General features: G+C 68.9%; 22 protein-coding genes. 13 read left to right on the top strand and 9 right to left on the bottom strand.

The genetic code is table 11. The features are described from left to right. Positions 1–139: 139 nt before the first annotated feature. Positions 140–670 carry a DUF1353 domain-containing protein gene (locus tag IEY68_RS08830; protein ID WP_058856669.1) on the top strand — a complete coding sequence of 177 codons (531 nt, stop codon included), beginning with the start codon at positions 140–142 and terminating at the stop codon, positions 668–670. Between the two features lie 103 nt (positions 671–773). On the opposite strand, the gene IEY68_RS08825 is transcribed toward IEY68_RS08830, so the two are convergent. Next, the gene (locus IEY68_RS08825; protein ID WP_058856668.1) at positions 774–1,523 is read right to left on the bottom strand and encodes an NUDIX hydrolase; all 750 of its coding nucleotides are present in this window, start codon (positions 1,521–1,523) and stop codon (positions 774–776) included. 64 nt (positions 1,524–1,587) lie between these two features. Between IEY68_RS08825 and nadA the strand changes: the two genes are divergently transcribed. The 5 genes from nadA to IEY68_RS08800 all read left to right on the top strand — a co-directional run bounded on the left by nadA (position 1,588) and on the right by IEY68_RS08800 (position 6,845). Further along, the gene (gene nadA / locus IEY68_RS08820; RefSeq protein ID WP_058856676.1) at positions 1,588–2,643 is read left to right on the top strand and encodes a quinolinate synthase NadA; all 1,056 of its coding nucleotides are present in this window, start codon (positions 1,588–1,590) and stop codon (positions 2,641–2,643) included. A gap of 45 nt (positions 2,644–2,688) precedes the next feature. Next, positions 2,689–4,302, top strand: a complete 1,614-nt coding sequence (locus IEY68_RS08815) for an L-aspartate oxidase (RefSeq protein WP_058856675.1) — start codon at positions 2,689–2,691, stop codon at positions 4,300–4,302. A gap of 119 nt (positions 4,303–4,421) precedes the next feature. Continuing rightward, the gene (gene nadC, locus IEY68_RS08810; RefSeq protein WP_058856667.1) at positions 4,422–5,282 is read left to right on the top strand and encodes a carboxylating nicotinate-nucleotide diphosphorylase; all 861 of its coding nucleotides are present in this window, start codon (positions 4,422–4,424) and stop codon (positions 5,280–5,282) included. Between the two features lie 80 nt (positions 5,283–5,362). After that, positions 5,363–6,226 (top strand): arylamine N-acetyltransferase family protein, encoded by an 864-nt coding sequence (locus IEY68_RS08805; protein WP_058856674.1) that lies wholly within the window; start codon positions 5,363–5,365, stop codon positions 6,224–6,226. Positions 6,227–6,392: 166 nt separating this feature from the next. Further along, on the top strand, positions 6,393–6,845 hold the full coding sequence (locus IEY68_RS08800; RefSeq protein ID WP_058856666.1) for a MarR family winged helix-turn-helix transcriptional regulator: 453 nt from the start codon (positions 6,393–6,395) through the stop codon (positions 6,843–6,845). 324 nt (positions 6,846–7,169) lie between these two features. Here IEY68_RS08800 and IEY68_RS08795 read toward each other — a convergent pair whose 3' ends face one another. Beyond that, positions 7,170–8,348, bottom strand: a complete 1,179-nt coding sequence (locus IEY68_RS08795; protein ID WP_058856673.1) for a winged helix DNA-binding domain-containing protein — start codon at positions 8,346–8,348, stop codon at positions 7,170–7,172. Between the two features lie 89 nt (positions 8,349–8,437). Here IEY68_RS08795 and IEY68_RS08790 point away from each other — a divergent pair, with 89 nt between their 5' ends. Beyond that, the gene (locus IEY68_RS08790) at positions 8,438–9,412 is read left to right on the top strand and encodes an alpha/beta hydrolase family protein (protein ID WP_058856665.1); all 975 of its coding nucleotides are present in this window, start codon (positions 8,438–8,440) and stop codon (positions 9,410–9,412) included. Between the two features lie 13 nt (positions 9,413–9,425). Here the strand turns inward: IEY68_RS08790 and IEY68_RS08785 are convergent, their stop codons facing one another. Further along, a complete protein-coding gene (locus IEY68_RS08785; protein ID WP_082681615.1) occupies positions 9,426–10,229 on the bottom strand; it encodes an SDR family NAD(P)-dependent oxidoreductase in 804 nt (267 codons plus the stop codon). A gap of 31 nt (positions 10,230–10,260) precedes the next feature. On the opposite strand from IEY68_RS08785, the gene IEY68_RS08780 reads away from it, so the two are divergent. After that, a complete protein-coding gene (locus tag IEY68_RS08780) occupies positions 10,261–10,707 on the top strand; it encodes a MerR family transcriptional regulator (protein ID WP_063916300.1) in 447 nt (148 codons plus the stop codon). Between the two features lie 44 nt (positions 10,708–10,751). Here the strand turns inward: IEY68_RS08780 and hisH are convergent, their stop codons facing one another. The 6 genes from hisH to IEY68_RS08750 form a co-directional block, all read right to left on the bottom strand. Next, positions 10,752–11,384 (bottom strand): imidazole glycerol phosphate synthase subunit HisH, encoded by a 633-nt coding sequence (hisH, locus tag IEY68_RS08775; protein ID WP_058856662.1) that lies wholly within the window; start codon positions 11,382–11,384, stop codon positions 10,752–10,754. A 207-nt stretch (positions 11,385–11,591) separates the two neighbouring features. Beyond that, positions 11,592–12,224: an imidazoleglycerol-phosphate dehydratase HisB gene (gene hisB / locus IEY68_RS08770; protein ID WP_058856672.1), complete on the bottom strand. Its 633-nt coding sequence runs from the start codon at positions 12,222–12,224 to the stop codon at positions 11,592–11,594. Between the two features lie 20 nt (positions 12,225–12,244). Then, on the bottom strand, positions 12,245–13,369 hold the full coding sequence (locus tag IEY68_RS08765; protein WP_058856671.1) for a histidinol-phosphate transaminase: 1,125 nt from the start codon (positions 13,367–13,369) through the stop codon (positions 12,245–12,247). 38 nt (positions 13,370–13,407) lie between these two features. Then, positions 13,408–14,745: a histidinol dehydrogenase gene (gene hisD / locus IEY68_RS08760; protein ID WP_058856661.1), complete on the bottom strand. Its 1,338-nt coding sequence runs from the start codon at positions 14,743–14,745 to the stop codon at positions 13,408–13,410. Positions 14,746–14,963: 218 nt separating this feature from the next. Further along, the gene (locus IEY68_RS08755) at positions 14,964–15,395 is read right to left on the bottom strand and encodes a hypothetical protein (protein WP_058856660.1); all 432 of its coding nucleotides are present in this window, start codon (positions 15,393–15,395) and stop codon (positions 14,964–14,966) included. A gap of 266 nt (positions 15,396–15,661) precedes the next feature. Then, positions 15,662–17,182, bottom strand: coding sequence for a serine/threonine-protein kinase (locus IEY68_RS08750; RefSeq protein ID WP_229718713.1), 1,521 nt, complete (start codon positions 17,180–17,182; stop codon positions 15,662–15,664). Between IEY68_RS08750 and IEY68_RS36065 the strand changes: the two genes are divergently transcribed. From IEY68_RS36065 to hisI, 5 genes are all read left to right on the top strand, one after another. Beyond that, positions 17,123–17,299, top strand: a complete 177-nt coding sequence (locus tag IEY68_RS36065) for a hypothetical protein (protein ID WP_229718726.1) — start codon at positions 17,123–17,125, stop codon at positions 17,297–17,299. The two genes, IEY68_RS08750 and IEY68_RS36065, sit on opposite strands and share 60 nt — an antisense overlap. Before the next feature lie 227 nt (positions 17,300–17,526). Beyond that, the gene (gene priA, locus IEY68_RS08745) at positions 17,527–18,258 is read left to right on the top strand and encodes a bifunctional 1-(5-phosphoribosyl)-5-((5-phosphoribosylamino)methylideneamino)imidazole-4-carboxamide isomerase/phosphoribosylanthranilate isomerase PriA (RefSeq protein ID WP_058856659.1); all 732 of its coding nucleotides are present in this window, start codon (positions 17,527–17,529) and stop codon (positions 18,256–18,258) included. Positions 18,259–18,283: 25 nt separating this feature from the next. Beyond that, a complete protein-coding gene (locus IEY68_RS08740; RefSeq protein WP_082681614.1) occupies positions 18,284–19,153 on the top strand; it encodes an inositol monophosphatase family protein in 870 nt (289 codons plus the stop codon). Beyond that, positions 19,150–19,923: an imidazole glycerol phosphate synthase subunit HisF gene (hisF, locus tag IEY68_RS08735; protein WP_058856670.1), complete on the top strand. Its 774-nt coding sequence runs from the start codon at positions 19,150–19,152 to the stop codon at positions 19,921–19,923. Before IEY68_RS08740 ends, hisF begins: the two co-directional genes overlap by 4 nt. Beyond that, the gene (gene hisI, locus IEY68_RS08730; protein WP_058856658.1) at positions 19,923–20,273 is read left to right on the top strand and encodes a phosphoribosyl-AMP cyclohydrolase; all 351 of its coding nucleotides are present in this window, start codon (positions 19,923–19,925) and stop codon (positions 20,271–20,273) included. Before hisF ends, hisI begins: the two co-directional genes overlap by 1 nt. The last annotated feature ends 74 nt before the right edge of the window (positions 20,274–20,347 follow it).

Genomic DNA, 20,347 nt, shown 5'->3' with positions numbered 1-20,347 from the left:
GGATCGGGCGGTGCCCCCGCCGATTCCGCGAACCCTGCCGGAGTCCCGGTGGATGGGCCCGCGTCGCGCTCGAGCGCGCGAGTCGGTACCGACGGTCGTAAGCTGGGCGAATTCGACTGGAGGACAGGGAGATGACGTCGTGGGGTTCACCAGCGCGCTCGTGGTCGAGGAGATCGATGGGACGTTCTGGAGGGTCCGGGAGCCGCTGGGTTACGCGGGCGCGGACGAGCATTTCGAGGTACCCGTCGGATTCCGTACCGATTTCGCCTCGGTACCGCGGCCGGTGGTGTGGCTGATACCCCGCTACGGCGTGTACACGCGGGCGGCGATTCTGCACGACTATCTGCTGCGCTCGGAACTGGTGAGCAAGGTCGACGCCGACGGGCTGTTCCGGCGGGCCCTGCGCGAATGCGCGGTCTCGCTGCCGCGCCGCTGGATGATGTGGACCGCGGTGCGTTTCGGCAGCCGATTGCGGGGGGCGTCCCCGGCGGCCCTGGCCGTGTTCGCCGTGCTCGCGGTGTTCTCCATTCTGTTCTTGCTGATCCCCACGGTGACCGTCACAGTGTTCCTGCTGCTGTTCTGGGTGATAGAGCTGATCGCCTGGCCGCTGGATCGCTCGGCTCGGCGGCAGGGGACGCAACAGGTACCGCGGCCCGAGCTGCGGACCTGATCGTGGCCCGGCGGGGATACGCGGCTTCTCACGTGGCCGGGTCCCGGTCGGACGCGAGGCTGTAGTGCGGCGGACTCGGCCTTTCTCGCGCGGGGCGGGCCTGTCAGGCGCGGGGCCGTAGTGCGGCGAACTCGTCGGTGACGCGCAGGCCGGAATCGCTGAATCGGTACACCGAGGCGGGCCGCCCGCCCGCGCGGCCGGGGGCGGCGGTGTCGCCGGTGGGGGTGATGACCCTGCGCCGGGTCAGGACGCGTTGCAGGTTCGTGGTATCGACATCGTATCCCAGTGCGGCGCAATAGATTTCCCGCAGAGTCGACATGGTGAACCGATCCGGCGCCAGGGCGAACGAGATATTGGTATAGGAGAGTTTCGCGGCCAGGCGTGCGCGGGCGTGCTCGACGACTGTGCCGTGATCGAACGACATCTCCGGTAGCGCGGCGACCCGGTGCCAGGCGGTGTCGTCGGGTAGGTGCGGGTCGGCGGTGAGCGGGACCAGGCCCAGGTAGGCAGACGCGATCCGGCGTGGTCCGGGGATGCGGTCGGGGGCGCTGAACACCGATAGTTGCTCGAGGTGGTCCACTTCGCGGACGTCCACCTTCTCGGCCAGCTGCCGGCGGGCCGAGGCGTCGAGGTCCTCGTCGTTGCGTAGCCGGCCGCCGGGGAGCGACCAGGTGCCGTGCTGGGGATCCAGGGCGCGTTGCCAGAGCAGGACCGCGAGTTCCCGCTGCCGACGCCGGCCGCCGGCGCTCGCACCGCCCTCACCTGCGGTATTGCCGGTGGGGAAGCGGCGAACCTGGAACACCGCGGTGAGCGATTCATGGATGGTGCTAAACTGGTCCACGTTTTCGATCATAAGTCGAAAACCTGGTTGAGTGCGAATCGGCAGAGGCGCCGATCGCGCGGAGGAAGGAGCGACCATGGCGACGATGGGAGCAGAATTGGCCCCGGCGCCGGGTACCGCACTGCGGGAGCGGATCACCGACGGGCCGTCGGGCTATACGGGGGTCGAGGCGACACCGGAGTGGGCGGCCGAGGTGAAACGCCTTGCGCGGCAGCGCAACGCCACCATTCTCGCGCACAATTACCAGCTGCCCGAGATCCAGGATGTGGCCGACCACGTCGGGGATTCGCTGGCGCTGTCCCGGATCGCGGCCGAGGCGCCCGAGGAGACGATCGTCTTCTGTGGTGTGCACTTCATGGCCGAAACCGCGAAGATCCTGAGCCCGGAGAAAACCGTGCTGATCCCCGACGAGCGCGCGGGCTGCTCGCTGGCGGATTCGATCACGGCCGCGGAACTGCGCGAATGGAAGGCCGAGCACCCGGGGGCGGTGGTGGTGTCCTATGTGAACACCACGGCCGCGGTGAAGGGTCTCACCGATATCTGCTGCACCTCCTCGAACGCCGTGGACGTGGTCGCCTCGATCGACCCGGACCGCGAGGTGCTGTTCCTGCCCGACCAGTTCCTCGGCGCGCATGTGAAGCGCGAGACCGGTCGCGAGAACATCCACATCTGGATGGGCGAATGCCATGTGCACGCCGGGATCAACGGCGACGAACTCAACGCGCAGGCCCGCGCGCACCCGGACGCCGAACTCTTCGTGCACCCCGAATGCGGCTGCGCCACCTCCGCGTTGTACCTGGCCGGTGAGGGCGAATTCCCGGCCGACCGGGTGCACATCCTGTCGACCGGCGGCATGATCGACGCCGCCCGTGCCGCGAAATCCAGCCAGGTACTGGTCGCGACCGAAATCGGCATGCTGCACCAGTTGCGCAAGGCCGCCCCGGGTATCGATTTCCAGGCGGTCAACGACCGCGCGGCCTGCAAGTACATGAAGATGATCACCCCGGCCGCACTGTTGCGCTGCCTGGAGGAGAACCGCGACGAGGTGCACGTCGACCCGGATACCGCGGCGCTGGCCCGGCATTCGGTGCAGCGGATGATCGAGATCGGCAACCCCGGCGGCGGGGAATGACGCCGGTCCGGATGTGACACCGGTTCGACCGGCGTGGAGTACGTGATGATCGATGAATCGGATCGGATGTGGGAGGCCCGCGCCGACCTGGTCGTGATCGGCGGCGGGGTCGCCGGGCTCACCGCGGCCCGGGCGGCCGCGCGGGCCGGATTGCGGGTGCTGATCCTGAGCAAGGGTGGACCGGCCGATACCGCCACCCAATACGCGCAGGGCGGTATCGCCGTCGTAGCGCCGCATGGGGATTCGGTGGAATCCCATGTCGCCGACACACTCGCCGCGGGTGGCGGCCTGTGCGAGCCCGACGCGGTGCGCTCGATCGTCGAGGGCGGCCCGGATGCGGTGGCCGCCCTCACCGACCTGGGCGCGGTGTTCGACCTCGGCCGGGACGGGGAGGTCTCGCGGACCCGGGAGGGCGGGCACAGCACCCGCCGCATCATCCACGCCGGGGGTGATGCCACCGGTGCGGAGGTACAGCGGGCGTTGTCGGCGGCCGGGTTGCCGGTGCTTTTCGGGACCGCGGTACTCGAAGTCGTTACCGATACCTCCGGGGTCCAGGGTGTCGTCGCGGTCTCCGATGGCGGTATCGGCCTGGTACACGCTCCCGCGGTGCTGCTCGCCACCGGCGGTTTCGGGCAGCTGTACGCGTTGAGCACCAATCCGGCCGGAGCGACGGCCGACGGTGTGGCGCTGGCGTTGTGGGCGGGTGCGGCGGTGGCGGATCTGGAATTCGTGCAGTTCCATCCCACTGTTCTCTACACGCCCGACGGTTTCGGACGGCAGCCGCTGATCAGCGAGGCGGTCCGCGGCGAGGGCGCGCGCCTGGTGGACTCGCGGGGTGATTCGGTGACCGCGGGGATACACCCACGCGGTGATCTGGCGCCCCGGGACGTGGTGTCGCGGGCCATCGCGGCCCGGATGCGGCTGCTCGGCGACGACCATGTGTACCTGGATGCCCGGGAGATTCCCGAATTCGCCCGGCGTTTCCCGACGATCACCATGTCCTGCCGCGCGGCGGGGATCGACCCCCGCCGCGAATTGATCCCCGTCGCGCCCGCGGCGCACTATCAATGCGGCGGTGTGCTCACCGATCTGCAAGGGCGAACCGGCGTGCCAGGGCTGTATGCGGCCGGAGAGGTCGCGCGCACCGGGTTGCACGGAGCCAACCGATTGGCCTCCAACAGCCTGCTCGAGGGTCTGGTGATGGGCGAGCGGGCCGGGCTCGCGGCGATCGAGCGACTGGGTGAACCGGCGAATATCGCGGGTGGGTCCGGAACGGTCCGGCCCGCGCTCGCCCGCAGCGTGCTCCAGCAGACCATGACCGATCACGCCTCGGTCGTCCGTGACGGTGCCGGTCTGGCGCGAGCGGCCCGGATACTCGATACCGCGAGTGCCGGGGAATCGCCCGATGCGGGCGTCGACGTTCCCGCGCGCCGGGCCGCGGCGAGTCTCATCGCCCGATTCGAGGACGCCGCGCTCACCGTGACGGCACGGGCACTGCTGCTGGCGGCGCGGGTGCGCACGGAGAGCCGCGGCTGCCACACCCGCTCGGATCATCCGCGCCCGGCGCGGAGCATGGCACGGGCGACCGTGGTGCGACTCGACGACGGTGGCGTGCCGCGAGTGATCGCGGAACCGACTCCGATGCCGGCATCGTCGTGAAATCGAAGGGCGTGGACGCGCATCACCGGCCCGGTACCGGGCCCGGCCGGTCCGTCGTCCGATAACGAAGCGATCCCCACGATCCTGTCCGTGGGGATTCGGAAAGTGAGGAGTAGGCAATGACGTTGGATCCCGGCCTGGATCTCGAGGAAGTTCGCGGTGTCATCCGTACCGCACTGGACGAGGATCTGCGGTACGGGCCCGATATCACCACCACGGCCACTGTCCCCGCGGACGCGGTGGTGAAGGCCGCGGTGGTGGCCCGGCAGCCCGGCACGGTCGCCGGAATCGATATCGGGCTTCTCGTACTGGACGAGGTGATCGGGGCCGGCAGCTACGAGGTCACCGAACGGGTACCCGACGGCACCCGGATCGCGCCGGGGGAGACGGTCCTCGGCCTGATGGCGCCGACCCGTGGTCTGCTGACCGCCGAACGCACCATGCTCAACCTGATGTGTCACCTGTCGGGAATCGCCAGCACCACCGCCGCCTGGGTGGACGCGGTCGACGGCACCGATTGCCGTATCCGGGACAGCCGCAAAACCCTGCCCGGCCTGCGCGCCCTGCAGAAGTACGCGGTGCGTGCGGGCGGCGGGGTGAACCATCGGATGGGCCTGGGCGATGCCGCGCTGATCAAGGACAACCACGTCGTCGCCGCGGGTTCGGTGGTCGCGGCGCTGCGCGCGGTGCGCGCGGCCGCGCCGGATATCGACTGCGAGGTGGAGGTCGACGATCTCGCCCAGCTCGATGCCGTACTGGGCGAGGACGTCCAACTGGTCCTGCTCGACAACTTCCCGCTCTGGCAGACCCAGGCCGCGGTCCAGCGCCGCAACGCCACCGCTCCCGGGACGAAACTGGAATCCTCCGGTGGTCTCACCCTCGACATGGCCGCCGGTTACGCGCGGACCGGGGTCGATTATCTGGCCGTCGGAGCCCTGACCCACTCGGTCCGGGTACTCGACCTCGGTCTCGATATGTAGCGCGCGAACAGCGGCCTCGTCGGAACATCCGTGAGGCCCGGGCGGTTGCCTGTGTCGGACCCGGACGAAAGAGGATGTTCATGTCGAAGCCGGCGGATGCCGCTTATCACTGGAACGGCGACGCACTCGATCTGGACGCGTACCTGGCGCGGATCGGATACAGCGGCCCACGCACTCCCACGCTGTCGGTACTGCGCGACCTGGTCGCCGCGCACACCACCGCCGTACCGTTCGAGAACCTGGAGGCGGTGCTGGGGCGTCCGGTCCCGCTGGACCTGGAAACCTTGCAGGACAAACTGATCCGGCGGCGGCGCGGTGGCTACTGCTACGAGAACGTCGTTGTGTTCGCGGCGGCGCTGGAGCGTTTCGGGTTCGGGGTCACCGGATTGTCCGGCCGGGTCACCATGGGGTCCGGCGGTCTACGTCCGGCGACCCACGCGCTGCTGCGGATCACCGTCGCCGATGACGACCGGGTGTGGCTCGCGGATGTGGGCTTCGGCGCCGGGCCGTCCGAACCCTATGCCCTCGTCGACGAGCCGGACGAGTTCCTCCTCGGCGGCTGGCGGTTCCGGCTGGAACGCTCCCGGGGAGAGCTCGGCGCCGACCAGTGGGTACTACATCAGTTCGCGGGCGCCGGCTGGGTCGACCGCTACACGTTCACTCTGGATCCGCAGTACCGGATCGACTACGAGGTGGGCAACCATTTCGTCGCCACCTCACCGCGCTCGCCGTTCACCCAGCGTCCGTTCGTCCAGCGTTTTCTGCCCGGAGTGCACCACACACTGGACGGTCGCACCCTGACCACCGAGTTCCCCGACGGTTCCAGCCGGTCACGCGAGCTGGAACTGTCCGAGGTACCGAAAACGCTGTCCGAGGTATTCGATATCGAACTCTCCGGCGATGATCTCGCGGCGCTCGTCCGCGCGCCGTGGGCAACGACATGAATCACCTGCCGTCCCATGGGCCCGGCTGCCGGGTCGGTTCTCGGCACGGTCATCTGGGCCGAACAAGTTCTCGCCCGCCCGTCCGTTCGAGGAGGTCGAGCATCGGCCGGGCCGGTTGTCTACCGCTTCGTAGGTGGCGCCAACGATCGGTTGGTAGATTGTCGCTATGAAGTCCGCGCACCGGGGAGCCCCGGCCAGACTCCGTTCCTTGCCCACCCGGCTGATCAGCCAGACCGCGCTGCTGGCGGACCGGGCCACCGAACAGGCCCTGGCCGACACCGGATCGCGCAGATACCACTACGCGGTGCTCACCACCCTCCGGGAAGGCGGCCCGGCGAGCCAGGCCGAACTCGGGCGCCGTACCGGAATAGACCGCAGCGATATCGTGGCGGTACTGAACGAACTGGTGGCACGGGGGTTCGCGGACCGGACAGCGGATCCCGACGACCGCCGTCGCAATATCGTCACCCTCGCCGAGCCGGGTGCTCAGCATCTCGCCGAATTGGATCGCAGGCTGGACCAGGCGCAGGACGGATTGCTCGCCGCCCTGTCCGGCGCCGAGCGCCGCACCCTGGTCGCCCTGCTGACGCGGATACTGGACGATCACACCGGTGGCTGATCGCCGGGCGGACACCTGCGGTGTCCTGCGCAAGGGAGGCCGCGACCACTATCTGTTCGCTCCGGCGTCGCCGATGCTCTCGACCGCGGGCTTGCCCGGGACCAGCTTTCTCCGCGCACCCGGGCGACCGGAATCAGTCGGAGTCGCGGGCGCGGTACGGCCGCGCCCCACCGGGCAGTCTCGCGGCGGGAGCGCTGCAGCTCGAGCTGGCCAAGAACCATCTGATGACGCGCAACTGGGACGGAAGCGGGCCGCGTCACCCGGCAGGTGCGCCACAACCCGAATTCGGGTACCGGACGATCCAGCTGGGGAGCGGTATCGAGTTCACGCCGTCAGTTCCCGCTCCAGAGGCGTCCGGAAGCGGGGGATCGGACGTACCGCACCGAACCAGCCGGCGGCGCGTTCGGCCTCGGTCGCGACCAGCGCCGTGGCCTCGGCACCGATGTCCTCCAGGATCCGGGTCACGATCTCGCCGTCCTTGCGCTGGGCCCAACCGCCCACGATCCGGCCTTCGTACCAGATACTCGGCCCGATATTGCCGTTGCGGTCGAACAGCCGCGGCTGATGTTCACCCAGATACCAGGAGCGTGCCTGCCAGCCCATCGGAGTCGGGTCCAGTGCGGGGAGGAGTGCGGCCCACGGTGGCGGATCGGCCACCGGCTCGAGATCGTCGGCCAGAAGCAGACCCTCGATACCGTCGAGATCGACCTCGACGGTATCGATCCCGGTGAGTGCCTTGCGTACCTGGCCCAGCGTCCACCCGGTCCACCATTTGATATCGCCTATCGGCGCGGGCCCGAAGGTGTGCAACCAGGCCCGGACGAGTTCGGTACGGGCCGGCTCGATCCCGATATCGCCGAGGGGAGCGGGGAGCCAGGATTCCACCGGCGCCCACGAATACCGACTGCTCGACCAGGTGCCGTTCGGCCGGGCCCGTACGATCCGGCCCTCGGTACCGAGCAGCACCAGTACCCAGCTGGTGATATTCGTCGGCCGCGAGTACGACTTCTCCGGCGCGGTATCGATCTGCGTGCGCAGTTCGGGAACGTCCTTGCTCAACTGGGCCCCGGTGGCGCTGCCCCGTACCAGCAACGCCCGATGCGTGCGATCGGCGACCTCGGCGAGCCAGCCCGGGGCGTCACCGTCGCCGATCCCCGCCTGCTCCAGGAACCGTGCGTAGGTCCGGCGCTGTTTGGCCGCGAGATCGGCGCCGCAGGAGGCGTGCAGCAGGGGCACCAGATCGGCCGGTGCGACGAACATGGTGCGCCGCATCGCCAGCATCCGCACCAGCGACCGGTCCTCGTACAAGGCCTGCTCCACCTGCGCGGGACCGAGGCCGTGACCCCGCGCCGCCACGGACAAATGCACAGTGGCCGGATCGGTGGCGTGCAGCACCACCATCGACCGCGTGATCTCGGCCGGATCGGCGCTGCGGTACGCGCCGGCGAGCCGGTGCCGGACGCCGATCCGGGCGCGGCGCTGCGCGATACTGATCGAATGCATGGCCCGGATGCTATCGGCGGGATCCGACACCCCCGGCCGGTCCGGCCGGGTTCCTGCGAATGTGGCCCGCGCCGTGGAATATTCGAAGGATGAGCAGACGCGCAGTGAGCTTCCTGGCCGGGGTGCTGTTACCGGCATTGACGGCGACGCTGCTGGCCGGGGCGCCCGCCGCCGCGACCCAGGCGTGCGCTGTCCAGACGCGCCCGATCTCGGTACCGGCCGGTGGTGAGCAGGCCACCGGCCTGGTCTACGAACCGCACGGGTGCGCGATCGGCAATGCGCTGATCGTGGCCGCGCACGGGCACAAAGGGTCCGCGACCCAGTACTCCGAGTACCTGACCTCGATCGCCACGCGCACCGGGACCCCGGTCGTATCGATGGATATGCGGGGTAGTGCCCGGTGGCGCACCGGGGAGTGGAACCTGTGGGCCGGGTGGCAGGATCTGGTCGCCGCGACCCAGTGGTACAAGGGTTCGCATCCCGGTGTCGCGCGCACCATCTTGTGGGGCTGGAGCCAAGGGGCGATGACCTCGGGCTTGGCCGCCGCCTACGGCCCGGCCGGGCTGTTCGACTACTGGGTGGACACCTTCGGCCCGTCGGATCTGTTCACCCACTGGTCGGGTCCGGCCGCCGACTATCCCGCCCTCCAGGCCCAGATCCAGCGGGATGCCGGTGGTTGTGTCCCGGTCGTCTGCCCGCTCGCCTACGCCGAACGGTCCCCGGCGCTGCAGGCCGGCCGGATGAGTATCCGGCACGCCTTCCTGATCCACGGCACCGCCGACGAGGTGGTGCCGTACACGGCCAGTACCCAGATGCGGGCCGCGCTGATGCTCGCCGGTAAACCCAGCACGCTGTACTCCATCGTCAGCGGGCGCACCTTGAGGGGAGTGGTCGAACCCGGGCGCCACAATGTCGGCCCGGCCCTGTTCGAGGCCGGCTGTGTGGTGGAGCGTCTGGCGCTGGGCACCGAACCACTCGACGGGAACCGCGACTATGTGGTCGATGTGGCCCGGGGCATCGTGGCCGCGCCCCCGCCGCCGCCGAACGCCAAATGCGCCGCATAGCCGGCCTCGGAGGTCAGGCGACCGAGTAGCCGCCATCGATACCGATCACCTGACCTGTCACCCACGAATCCGGTCGCGCGAGCGCGGCCACCCAGGGCGCGATATCTTCGGGGCGACCGCGGGTGCCCAGCGGGATCCCGGCGGTCTCCTGCGCTTTCAGCTGTTCGATTTCGGTGCCGGACAGGCCCATCCGGTCCAGCGCCTCGCTCTGGGTGGGCCCGGGCGCCACCGCGTTGACCCGGATGCCGTGCGGGGCGAGTTCCAGCGCCCAACTGCGGGTGAGTTGTTCGACCGCGGCCTTACCGGCGCCGTAGTGGCTGATTCCCGGCGCGGGCCGGGAGCCGAAGGTGCTGGAGATATTGACCACCGCGCCACCGCGCACCCGCAGATACGGCAGCGCCGCCTGCGTCACCAGGGTCGGGCCCAGCACATTGGTGGACCACATGCGCAGGGCGTCGCCGGGGTCGATCTCGCCGAGCGGGGCCGGTATGCCGAATCCCGCATTGTTGACGACCAGGTCCAGCCGATTGTTCTCGCCGGCGGCCGCGGTGACCATCGCCTCGGCATCGGCTTGTACAGCGACATCTCCGATATGTATGCGGATACCCGGGTGGCGTTCGGATGTCTGTGCGAGCGCGGCGCGGCGCCGGCCGGTGATCACGACCTCCATGCCGTGACCGGCGAGTTCTGCCGCGACCGCCGCGCCGATACCGGAGCCGCCACCGGTGACCAGGGCAGTCATCCCGGTGAGGTCGCCGGGTGGACCCGGACGGGTGACGATGGACGCGGACGCGGTCGAAGGGGAATCAGTAGCCATGGTTCCGACGCTAAACATTGACACGGGTGTCATGAGCAAATCAGGAGGCGTTGTGCGTATCGGTGAACTGTCCCTGCGGACCGGAGCTAGCCGCCGCTCGCTGCGCTACTACGAACAGAACCGGTTGCTGCGTTCCCGGCGGACCGCCAACGGGTGGCGCGACTACGACGAAGCCGATGTCCATCGCGTCCGCCGGATCGCCGAACTGCTCGGCCACGGCCTGACCGTCGACGGTATCCGGCAACTGGAAGCATGCCTGGACCAGCACGATCCGGCCGAATGTGATGACCCCGCGCGTGCGGTCGAGGTCTATCGAGCCCGGCTCGCGGTATTGGACGAGCGGCTCGATCGCCTCCGCGAGCACCGCGACAGCCTGTGGGATTCGCTCGGCCGGATCGAGTCCGGTGCGGCGGAGCCGGCACCGGCCGGCGGGCCACCGGTCGACCTGGTACCCGCCGCGGATCAGACCGGCCGGTGAGACCGCGCGGTGCGGATATTCCGTACCGTGGCCCGTCTGCGGGATCAGAGCGATTTCACCCAGTTGGAGAGCAGTTGGGCGCCGGCGTCACCCGATTTCTCCGGATGGAACTGCGTCGCCGAGAGGGCACCGTTCTCCACCGCGGCCAGGAACCGGCCGGTGCCGTACTCACACCAGGTCAGCCGGGGTGCGGCGAGGTGATCGCTGGGCGGCAGGTCCCAGGTGCGGGCGGCGTAGGTGTGCACGAAATAGAACCGGGTGGTGGGGTCCATCCCGGCGAAGAGCACGCTGTCCGCGGGAGCGGAGACGGTGTTCCAGCCCATATGCGGCAGCACCGGTGCCTCGAGTTTGTCGACGGTACCCGGCCACTCGCCACAACCGTCGGTCTCCACCCCGAACTCCACGCCGCGGTCGAACAGGATCTGCATACCGACACAGATACCCAGTACCGGCCGTCCGCCGGCCAGCCGCTGACCGATGATCCGTTCCCCGCGCACCGCGCGCAGCCCGGCCATACAGGCGGCGAAGGCGCCCACTCCGGGTACCACCAGACCGTCGGCGGCGAGCGCGACCTCGGGGTCGGCGGTCACCTCGACCCGCGCACCGGCCCGGACCAGCGCCCGTTCGGCGGAATGCAGATTGCCGGACCCATAGTCCAGTAGAACTACTGAGCTCACAGCGTTTCCTCCATGGGCGGTACATCCGGCCTGCGGAGGCCCGAGCCGAGGCGGCGCAGCACGATGCTTCCTTCATGAGCAGTGCATGTGCGCGCCGAGGCCGCAGCGTTGGCGGAAACATCGAAGCACCGCAGCATCACAGTGCTCCCTCCGTACAGAATTGATGCGGTCCGCGGAGGCCGCAGCGAAGGCGGAGGTATCGCAGCATCACAGTGCTCCCTTGGTCGACGGCACACCCTGGACCCGCGGGTCGGGTTCCACGGCGGCGCGCAGCGCACGGGCGACCGCCTTGTACTCCGCTTCGGTCACATGATGCTGGTCGCGGCCGTAGAGCACGCGGACGTGCAGCGCGATCCGGGCATTGAGGGCGATCGATTCGAAGACGTGGCGGTTGAGCACCGTCGAATACGGTGCACCTGGATCGTTACGGCCCCGGACCGGGGCGCCGGGGATCACGGCGTGCAGCAGATGGTCCGGTTCGCCGGTATGTACGCAGTAGGGCCGCCCGGAGACGTCCACGGCGGCGTGCGCCAGGGTCTCGTCCATCGGGATGTAGGCGTCGCCGAACCGGCGGATGCCCTTCTTGTCACCGAGTGCCTGCCCGAGTGCCTGACCGAAAACGATCGCGGTGTCCTCGACGGTGTGGTGCGCCTCGATCTCGATATCGCCGTCGGCCCGGACGGTCAGGTCGAAACTGGCGTGGGCGCCGAGCGCGGTGAGCATATGGTCGTAGAACGGGACACCGGTCGAGATATCGGTCTTCCCGGTGCCGTCCAGGTTCAGATCCACCACGATGCTGGATTCCTTGGTGGTGCGCTCCACCCGCGCGGTTCGGTTCATACTCACTTCCGTCTCGGTGCTCAGCTGTGCGCTGTCGGTTCGGTAGCGGCCAGTTTCGCGCTGACCCGCAGGAATTCGTCGTTCTCGGCGGCCAGTCCGATGGTGGCGCGCAGATAACCGGCGATCCCGACATCGCGGATCAGCACACCCTCGTCCAGGTAGTGCTGCCAGGCACGTGCGGTGTTCTCGAACTTGCCGAACAGCAGGAAGTTCGCGTCGCTGGGGACCACCTCGTACCCCATGCCGGTCAGCGCGCCGGCGACCCGATCGCGCTGGGCGGCCAGTTCGGCGACACTGCCCAGGGTTTCGTCGGCATGCCGCAGCGCGGCCCGAGCCGCGGCCTGGGTCACCACCGAGAGGTGGTACGGCAGTCGCACCAGCAGCAGCGCGTCGATGACCGCGGGGGCCGCGACGAGATAGCCGAGGCGGCCACCCGCGAACGCGAACGCCTTGCTCATCGTCCGGCTGACCACCAGTTTCGCCGGGTAGTGGTCGATCAGGCCGATAGCGCTCGGAGCCGGCGAGAACTCGGCGTAGGCCTCGTCCACGATGACGATTCCGGGTGCCGCGTCGAGGATCCGGGCCAGGTCGCCGGGCGCGATACTGTGCCCGGTGGGATTGTTCGGGCTGGTCACGAACACCACATCGGGCCGGCGTTCGGCGATGGCGGCCAGGGCGGCGTCGATATCGATAGCGAAATCGGCGCCCCGCTTCGCCTCGACCCATTCGGTATCGATGCCCTCGGAGATGATCGGATGCATCGAATACGACGGGACGAAGCCCAGGGCTCGGCGGCCGGGCCCGCCGAACGCCTGCAGCAACTGCTGCAGGATCTCGTTGGATCCGTTTGCTGCCCACACATTGGCCGTATCCACCGCGAACCCGGTCTGCCGGGTGAGGTAGGCCGCGAGATCGGTGCGCAGCGCGACCGCGTCGCGGTCCGGGTAGCGGTGCAGATCGGCGGCCGCGGCCCGTACGGCCTCGGCCACATCGTCGACCAGCGCCCGGCTCGGCGGATGCGGGTTCTCGTTGGTGTTGAGCTGGATCGGAACGCTGAGTTGCGGTGCGCCGTACGGAGATTTGCCCCGCAGGTTCTCCCGCAGCGGTAGCGCGTCGAGCCCGATGGCGGATCCGGGGATGGCGATCGCAGCGGTTGCAGTGGTCTCTTCGGAGTCGGGAATTGTCACGACAGCGCCTCGAAACGCGCGCGGACGGCCTGACCGTGCGCGGGCAGATCCTCGGCATCGGCCAGCGCGACCACATGTCCGGCCACATCTTTCAGCGCCGATTCGCTGTACTCCACCACGTGGATACCCCGCAGGAACGTCTGCACGCTGAGGCCCGACGAGTGCCGGGCGCATCCGGCCGTGGGCAGGACGTGATTGGAGCCGGCGCAGTAGTCGCCGAGGCTCACCGGGGCGTAGGGACCCACGAAGATCGCGCCCGCGCTGCGTACCCGCGCGGCCACGTCCGCGGCGTCCGCGGTCTGGATCTCGAGGTGTTCGGCGGCATAGGCGTTGACCACCCGCAGGCCCTGATCGATATCGTCGACCAGCACGGTTCCCGACTGGGTACCGGCCAGCGCGGTGGTGACCCGCTCGGCATGCTTCACCAGGGTCAACTGCGCGGTGAGCGCAGCGTCCACGGCATCGGCCAGTTCGGGGCTGTCGGTCACCAGCACACTGGCGGCGAGCACATCGTGCTCGGCCTGGCTGATGAGGTCCGCCGCCACATGCACCGGATCGGCGGTGGCGTCGGCCAGTACGGCGATCTCGGTCGGGCCCGCCTCGGCATCTATCCCGACCAGGCCGCGGCACAGTCGTTTGGCGGCGGTGACATAGATATTGCCGGGACCGGTGATCAGATCGACCGGCAGCAGGTCGGCGCCGTCGGTATCGGTACCGCCGTAGGACAGCAGCGCGACGGCCTGCGCACCGCCGACCGCCCATACTTCCTCGACGCCCAGCAGCCGGGCGGCGGCCAGGATGGTCGGATGCGGGAGCCCGCCGAACTGCTGCTGCGGGGGCGAGGCCACCACCAGCGAGTCCACCCCGGCGGCCTGGGCCGGGACCACGTTCATCACGACACTGGACGGATACACCGCGTTACCGCCGGGTACGTACAAGCCGACCCGCTCCACCGGGACCCAGCGTTCGGTCACGGTCCCGCCCGGCACCACCTCGGTGGTGGTATCGGTACGCCGCTGGTCGGCGTGCACCACACGGGTCCGTTCGATCGCGACCTCGAGCGCGGCGCGTACCGCCGGATCGAGCTCGGCCAGGGCCGCGGCCAGCCGGTCCGCCGGGACACGGACGGATTCCGGGGTGACCCCGTCGAATTTCGCGCCGAATTCCAGCGCGGCGGCCGCTCCCCGGTCCCGAACGGCCTCGACCATGGGCCGCACCTGATGGAGTACCGAGTCCACATCGACCCCGCCGCGCGGCAGCGCGGTGCGCAACTGCGCGGTAGTGGGAGTGCGACCGCGTAGATCGACGCGGGCGAGCTCGATACGGGATGTCATGGTGGTTCCGGTCCTTGTCTTCGGCCTGGGTACATCAGCACAAGGTGCCGTTCCAGCGTAATAGGTGCTGTTGAGCGGAGACCATTCGCAGCCTGCGTACGGCCGGTGCGTATGCGGCGTATGCCCGGCGGGGCCCGGCGGCAGTCCGCGCAGGGCCGGAGCGAATGCGGAGATGAGTCTATCGGGCCGTTACCACCGCATATCCGGGTGTGCGGTGATCAGGAGGTCCTTGTATAGATGAAATCGAGCACGTGATCCCAGCTGCGCGGGTCCAGTTCGGAGTCCGAGCGCTCCCAGGTGGCGCGGAATGTGTTTCCCGTCTCGTCCAGATTCCCGGTGAACCGCTGGGAGTGGCCGGGCGCATCGCGCCACACCCGCCACAGCGGTCCGTCGAAGGCGCCCTGGTAGATGCGGTGCTCGCCGTATTGGTCGTAGTGCATGATGACGAGGTGCTCCTGGTGCAGATCGTCGGCGCCGACCAGCCACGTCCAGCTGACCCCGGGATCCGGGACCGTGTAGCGGACCACCAGGAACCGCGCATCGGGCATCCACCCGATCGTCGTATGCCCGGTGATATCGGGGTGCAGGTTCGTGGTCGTCGTCCATTCACCGACCATCCTGGCCATCGCCTCCAGTGCCGATTCGGTCATCTGCGCGTCTCCCATCGATGGGACGAACTCGAATGTTCAGCTGCAGCGGCGACGCAGGTCCGGGACCCCGTCGCCCTCGAGCCCGTCGAGGACCACCGGACGGTCCACCATCGCCAACGCTAGCGCCTCACCCGGCCCCCGTACCGGAGGACCGGATCCCTTGACCCAGTCGGAATCTGTCGCGGCGAACTGTAACCCCTTCGTATACCGCCGGGGGCGGGCGAACGGGTCGGGCCGGTAGAGGACCGCACGCAGCCGACCGGCAGTCAGCGGGTATCGCTGTCGATCAGCAGGTTTCCGCCGGAACTGATGATCCGCAGCGTCGGATTGCTGGTCTGCCCGCCGTAGCTGAGGTTGTTCACCCGCATATCCACCGAACCGTCGGGATTGTTGCCCTTGTACGCCTCGATACGGCTGAAGTTCTGCACGGTCCGTGTCGACCAGTACTGCTGGAACTCCTGCTGACTGCCGTACACCTGCTGCGCGGCCGGTGTGAGCAGCGACCACGAACCGCTGGGATCGAGATAGAACTGCTCGATCATCTGGCCGGCCTGCACCCATTCGACCGAGCCGGTGCTGGTCGTGGATCCGAGCGCGGGGCTGTCCGCGGCGGGGATATCGGGCGAGTTCGAGACGGTGGCGCTGGTCGAGGTGTCCGCCTGCGCCGAGCCGCTGTCCCCGGAATCGGAAGAATTGAAGAACAGCACCCCGCCGACGACGGCGGCACCGGCGATACCGCCGATGAGCACCGCGCGTTTGACCCCGCCGTTGCCGCCGGACTTCCGCGCGACCGGCTGGGCGCTCGTGGGCGGATGGTTCGCCGCTCGGCGTGGCGAGCGTGACTCCTGGCCGTTACGGCCCGCCGACCGTGATTCCGGCCGGCGCCGCGGCGGGGCGTCCTCGGCCGGGCTGCCGTACCGGCCGGGCGCCGGCGATTCCATCGTGCTGACCGCGGCGCCTCCGTGGCCGTTGCGGTCGTGGCCGTTGCGGTCGAAGGCTTCGCGCGCCGGAACGAACCCGGCGTGCTCGGAGGCGGCGCTGTCGTAGCCCGCGAAACGGGCCAGTGCTTCCCGGGCCTCGCGCATACTCGGCCGGTCCCGCGGATCGGAGCTGAGCAGGTCCAGCACGAAATCGGTAGCGGGCCCGGCGTTCTGCGGTTCGCTCACCTGGCCGTTGGCCGCCGCGTAGAGAACTTTGAGTGGATTGCCGGAGCCGAAGGGCGGTTCGCCCTCCAGGGCGTGGAAAAGCGTGGCGCCGAGAGCGAACACATCCGCGGCGGGCGTCGGATCGGCGCCGCGCGCCACCTCCGGCGCCAGATACGCGGCCGTACCGCAGATCAGGCCGGTTTCGGTGAGGGTGACATCGCCGGTGGCCCGGGAGATACCGAAATCGGTGATCTTGACGGTGCCGTGATCGTCGAGCAATACGTTGCCCGGTTTCACGTCGCGGTGCACGATGCCCGCCTGATGCGCCGCGATGAGCGCCGAGGCCACCTGTTCACCGACCCGCGCCACCTGCGCCAGTGGTAGCGGTCCCTGCGCCGACAGCACCATCGCCAGGCTGCGGGATTTCATGTACTCCATCACCAGACACGGATCGCCGCCGTGTTCGGTGATATCGAAGACCACAATGGCGTTCGGATGCTGGAACCGGGCCGCGTTGCGGGCCTCCCGGGTCGCGCGTTGCCGGAGCACATCGCGCTCGGCGGGCGGCAGACTGGGTTTGATATGGATCTGCTTGATCGCCACCGACCGTTGCAGACGCTCGTCGACAGCACGCCAGACCACGCCTGTGCCGCCGCTACCAATCTGCTCGACCAGGCGGTAGTGATCCGCGATCAACTGACCGGTATCGATGGCGCCTACTCCGAACCTTCTCGAAATCGTGACATGCCGCGTCCTTGACCACTCACGCGTCCGGGACGAGTGTAGCGGGCACCTCGACCGCCCCAGTGGGTGATGTCACCTTAACCGGCGCCCGGTCGTAGGGATGCAGCGGCTGGGTGATTGCCGGTGGCCGCGGGCGCGCGTCGCGGCGAACAGCCGGCAACCGGGTGTGTCGCGGCATTCCTTCCGACCGCGCGCGGACTGCGGATGGGCCTCGCCCGACCGCACCTACTAGGCTGTTCCGAGTGAGTCTTGTGCTGCTGCCCGCTGTCGATGTCGCCAATGGAGAGGCCGTCCGCCTGGTACAGGGCGCGGCGGGCAGCGAAACCAGTTACGGTTCGCCCCGCGACGCGGCGCTCGCCTGGCAGGAGTCGGGAGCGCAATGGGTGCATCTGGTCGATCTGGACGCGGCATTCGGCCGCGGGTCCAATCGTGAACTGCTCGCCGCGGTCGTCGGTGAACTGGATGTGGCCGTCGAACTGTCCGGTGGTATCCGCGACGACGAATCGCTGAAAGCCGCCATGGCCACCGGTTGCGCCCGGGTGAATCTCGGGACCGCCGCCCTGGAGGACCCACAGTGGTGCGCCCGGGCCATCGCGGAGTACGGCGAGCGGGTCGCGGTCGGCCTGGATGTGCAGAAGGTCGACGGGGAGTACCGGCTGCGCGGGCGCGGCTGGGTCAGCGACGGCGGCGATCTGTGGGAGGTGCTCGAACGGCTGGAGCGCGACGGCTGCTCCCGCTACGTCGTCACCGATGTCACCAAGGACGGCACCCTCACCGGACCGAATCTGGATCTGCTGCGTGAGGTGTGTATGGCCACCGAGGCGCCGGTGATCGCCTCCGGCGGGGTCTCGGCCCTGGCCGACCTGACCGCGATCGCCGAACTGGTGCCCGATGGTGTGGAGGGCGCGATCGTGGGCAAAGCCCTGTACGCGGGCCGGTTCACCCTCCCCGAGGCGCTGGCCGCCGTCCGTTGAACCACGAAGATCGGGGGCCGAGGCGATGACCGGGGCAGAGACCGAGCTGGCCACCCTGATGGCCACCGCCGCCGAAGTCCTCGACGGTGTGAGCGACCGTTTCCTCGAGGGCCGGGGCGCACCCAGCGCGGTGGCCAAGGGGTCGCGGGATTTCGCGACCGAACTGGATCTCGAACTCGAACGCACCATTTCCGGCCATCTCCTGGATCGGACCGGTATCGAGGTGCACGGTGAGGAATTCGGCGGGCCCGCGCTCACCAGCGGCACCGCCTGGGTCCTGGATCCCATCGACGGCACCTTCAACTATTCGAACGGGCATCCGCTCACCGGCACGCTGCTGGCGCTGGTCCGCGACGGTGAACCGGTCCTGGGCCTCGCCTGGTTCCCGCCATTGGGGCGCCGGTACGCCGCGGTAACGGGTGGGCCGCTACTACTCGACGGAAAACCGCAGCCGCCATTGGCTCCGGCCGTGCTCGACGAGGCCATGATCGGTTTCGGCGCCTTCAATATCGAATCCACCGGTCGCGTGCCGGGACTGTTCCGGCACCGGGTGCTCGGCACACTCAGCGCGCTGTCGTCGCGGGTGCGGATGCACGGGTCCACCGGAATCGATCTCGCCTTCACGGCGGAGGGCACCCTCGGTGGGGCGATCGTCTTCGGGCACCACCCGTGGGACAACGCCGCGGGCGTGCTCATGGTGCGCTGTGCGGGCGGTGTGGTCACCGACCTCGAGGGTGTGGACTGGAATATCGAATCCGGTTCGGTGCTGGCCGCCGCACCGGGCGTACACGCCGAACTGCTCGATATGATCGCCGCGACCCGGGGCAGCGGATACACCGCCGTCTCCGACCGGATGGATACGGCCGCGCCGTACGGCGAGGAGAGGAATCCATAATGCTCGCTACTCGGGTAATTCCTTGTTTGGACGTGGATTCCGGGCGCGTGGTCAAGGGCGTCAACTTCCAGAACCTGCGCGATGCCGGGGACCCCGTGCAACTCGCCGCGGCCTACGACGCCCAGGGCGCCGACGAACTCACCTTCCTCGACGTGAGCGCCTCCAGCGGCGATCGCGGCACCATGCTCGATGTGGTGACCCGCACCGCCGAACAGATCTTCATCCCGCTCACCGTCGGCGGCGGAGTTCGCACCGTCGAGGATGTGGATCGGCTGCTGCGCGCGGGGGCCGACAAAGTCTCGGTCAATACCGCCGCGATCGCGCGCCCCGAGGTGCTGCACGAGATGTCGCAGCGGTTCGGCTCCCAGTGCATCGTGCTGTCGGTGGATGCCCGCACCGTGCCGGACGGAGAGCCCGGGACCCCCTCGGGCTGGGAGGTCACCACCCACGGTGGCCGGCGCGGCACCGGAATCGATGCGGTCGAATGGGCGATCCGCGGCGCCGAACTCGGGGTGGGGGAGATCCTGCTCAACTCGATGGACGCCGACGGCACCAAAACCGGTTTCGATCTCCGGATGATCGAAACGGTGCGGGCCGCGGTCTCGATTCCGGTGATCGCCTCGGGCGGTGCCGGGGCGGTGGAGCATTTCGCTCCGGCTGTGCGGGCGGGCGCGGACGCCGTGCTCGCCGCCAGCGTCTTCCACTTCGGCGATCTGACCATCCCGCAGGTCAAGGACGCCATGCGCGCGGCAGATCTGGTGGTGCGGTGATGGATCAGATCCTCGATCCGGCGATCGCGGCCCGGCTCAAACGCAACGAGGCGGGTCTGGTGGCCGCTGTCGCCCAGGAACGATCGACCGGCGATGTGCTGATGATGGCCTGGATGGACGACGAGGCTCTGGCCCGCACTCTGGCCACCCGGCGCGCCACCTACTACTCGCGATCCCGGCAGCAGTACTGGGTGAAGGGGGAGACCTCCGGGCATACGCAATACGTGCACGAGGTCCGGCTGGACTGCGACGGGGACACCGTGCTGCTCGTTGTCGATCAGGAGGGCGCCGCCTGCCACACCGGTACTCATACGTGCTTCGACACCGATGTGCTGCTGGCGGCGGAGTAGTTCTGCGGCTAGTGTTCCGCGCCTGAAATACGTTGCCTAATTGTAGGATTTGGCGGTGGCGAGGACGGGGCGGC

The organism is Nocardia jinanensis, assembly GCF_014645735.1.
Taxonomy (GTDB): Bacteria; Actinomycetota; Actinomycetes; order Mycobacteriales; family Mycobacteriaceae; genus Nocardia; species Nocardia jinanensis.
This window is presented reverse-complemented; position numbering and strand designations above follow the sequence as displayed.

Bases quoted from the DNA above. Each gene is read 5' to 3' on its own strand.
- IEY68_RS08825 (WP_058856668.1), bottom strand. From the start codon at position 1,523: ATGATCGAAAACGTGGACCAGTTTAGCACCATCCATGAATCGCTCACC.
- nadA (WP_058856676.1), top strand. From the start codon at position 1,588: ATGGCGACGATGGGAGCAGAATTGGCCCCGGCGCCGGGTACCGCACTG.
- IEY68_RS08815 (WP_058856675.1), top strand. From the start codon at position 2,689: ATGATCGATGAATCGGATCGGATGTGGGAGGCCCGCGCCGACCTGGTC.
- nadC (WP_058856667.1), top strand. From the start codon at position 4,422: ATGACGTTGGATCCCGGCCTGGATCTCGAGGAAGTTCGCGGTGTCATC.
- IEY68_RS08805 (WP_058856674.1), top strand. From the start codon at position 5,363: ATGTCGAAGCCGGCGGATGCCGCTTATCACTGGAACGGCGACGCACTC.
- IEY68_RS08800 (WP_058856666.1), top strand. From the start codon at position 6,393: ATGAAGTCCGCGCACCGGGGAGCCCCGGCCAGACTCCGTTCCTTGCCC.
- IEY68_RS08795 (WP_058856673.1), bottom strand. From the start codon at position 8,348: ATGCATTCGATCAGTATCGCGCAGCGCCGCGCCCGGATCGGCGTCCGG.
- IEY68_RS08790 (WP_058856665.1), top strand. From the start codon at position 8,438: ATGAGCAGACGCGCAGTGAGCTTCCTGGCCGGGGTGCTGTTACCGGCA.
- IEY68_RS08785 (WP_082681615.1), bottom strand. From the start codon at position 10,229: ATGGCTACTGATTCCCCTTCGACCGCGTCCGCGTCCATCGTCACCCGT.
- IEY68_RS08780 (WP_063916300.1), top strand. From the start codon at position 10,261: ATGAGCAAATCAGGAGGCGTTGTGCGTATCGGTGAACTGTCCCTGCGG.
- hisB (WP_058856672.1), bottom strand. From the start codon at position 12,224: ATGAACCGAACCGCGCGGGTGGAGCGCACCACCAAGGAATCCAGCATC.
- hisD (WP_058856661.1), bottom strand. From the start codon at position 14,745: ATGACATCCCGTATCGAGCTCGCCCGCGTCGATCTACGCGGTCGCACT.
- IEY68_RS08755 (WP_058856660.1), bottom strand. From the start codon at position 15,395: ATGACCGAATCGGCACTGGAGGCGATGGCCAGGATGGTCGGTGAATGG.
- IEY68_RS36065 (WP_229718726.1), top strand. From the start codon at position 17,123: ATGGATCTGCTTGATCGCCACCGACCGTTGCAGACGCTCGTCGACAGC.
- IEY68_RS08740 (WP_082681614.1), top strand. From the start codon at position 18,284: ATGACCGGGGCAGAGACCGAGCTGGCCACCCTGATGGCCACCGCCGCC.
- hisI (WP_058856658.1), top strand. From the start codon at position 19,923: ATGGATCAGATCCTCGATCCGGCGATCGCGGCCCGGCTCAAACGCAAC.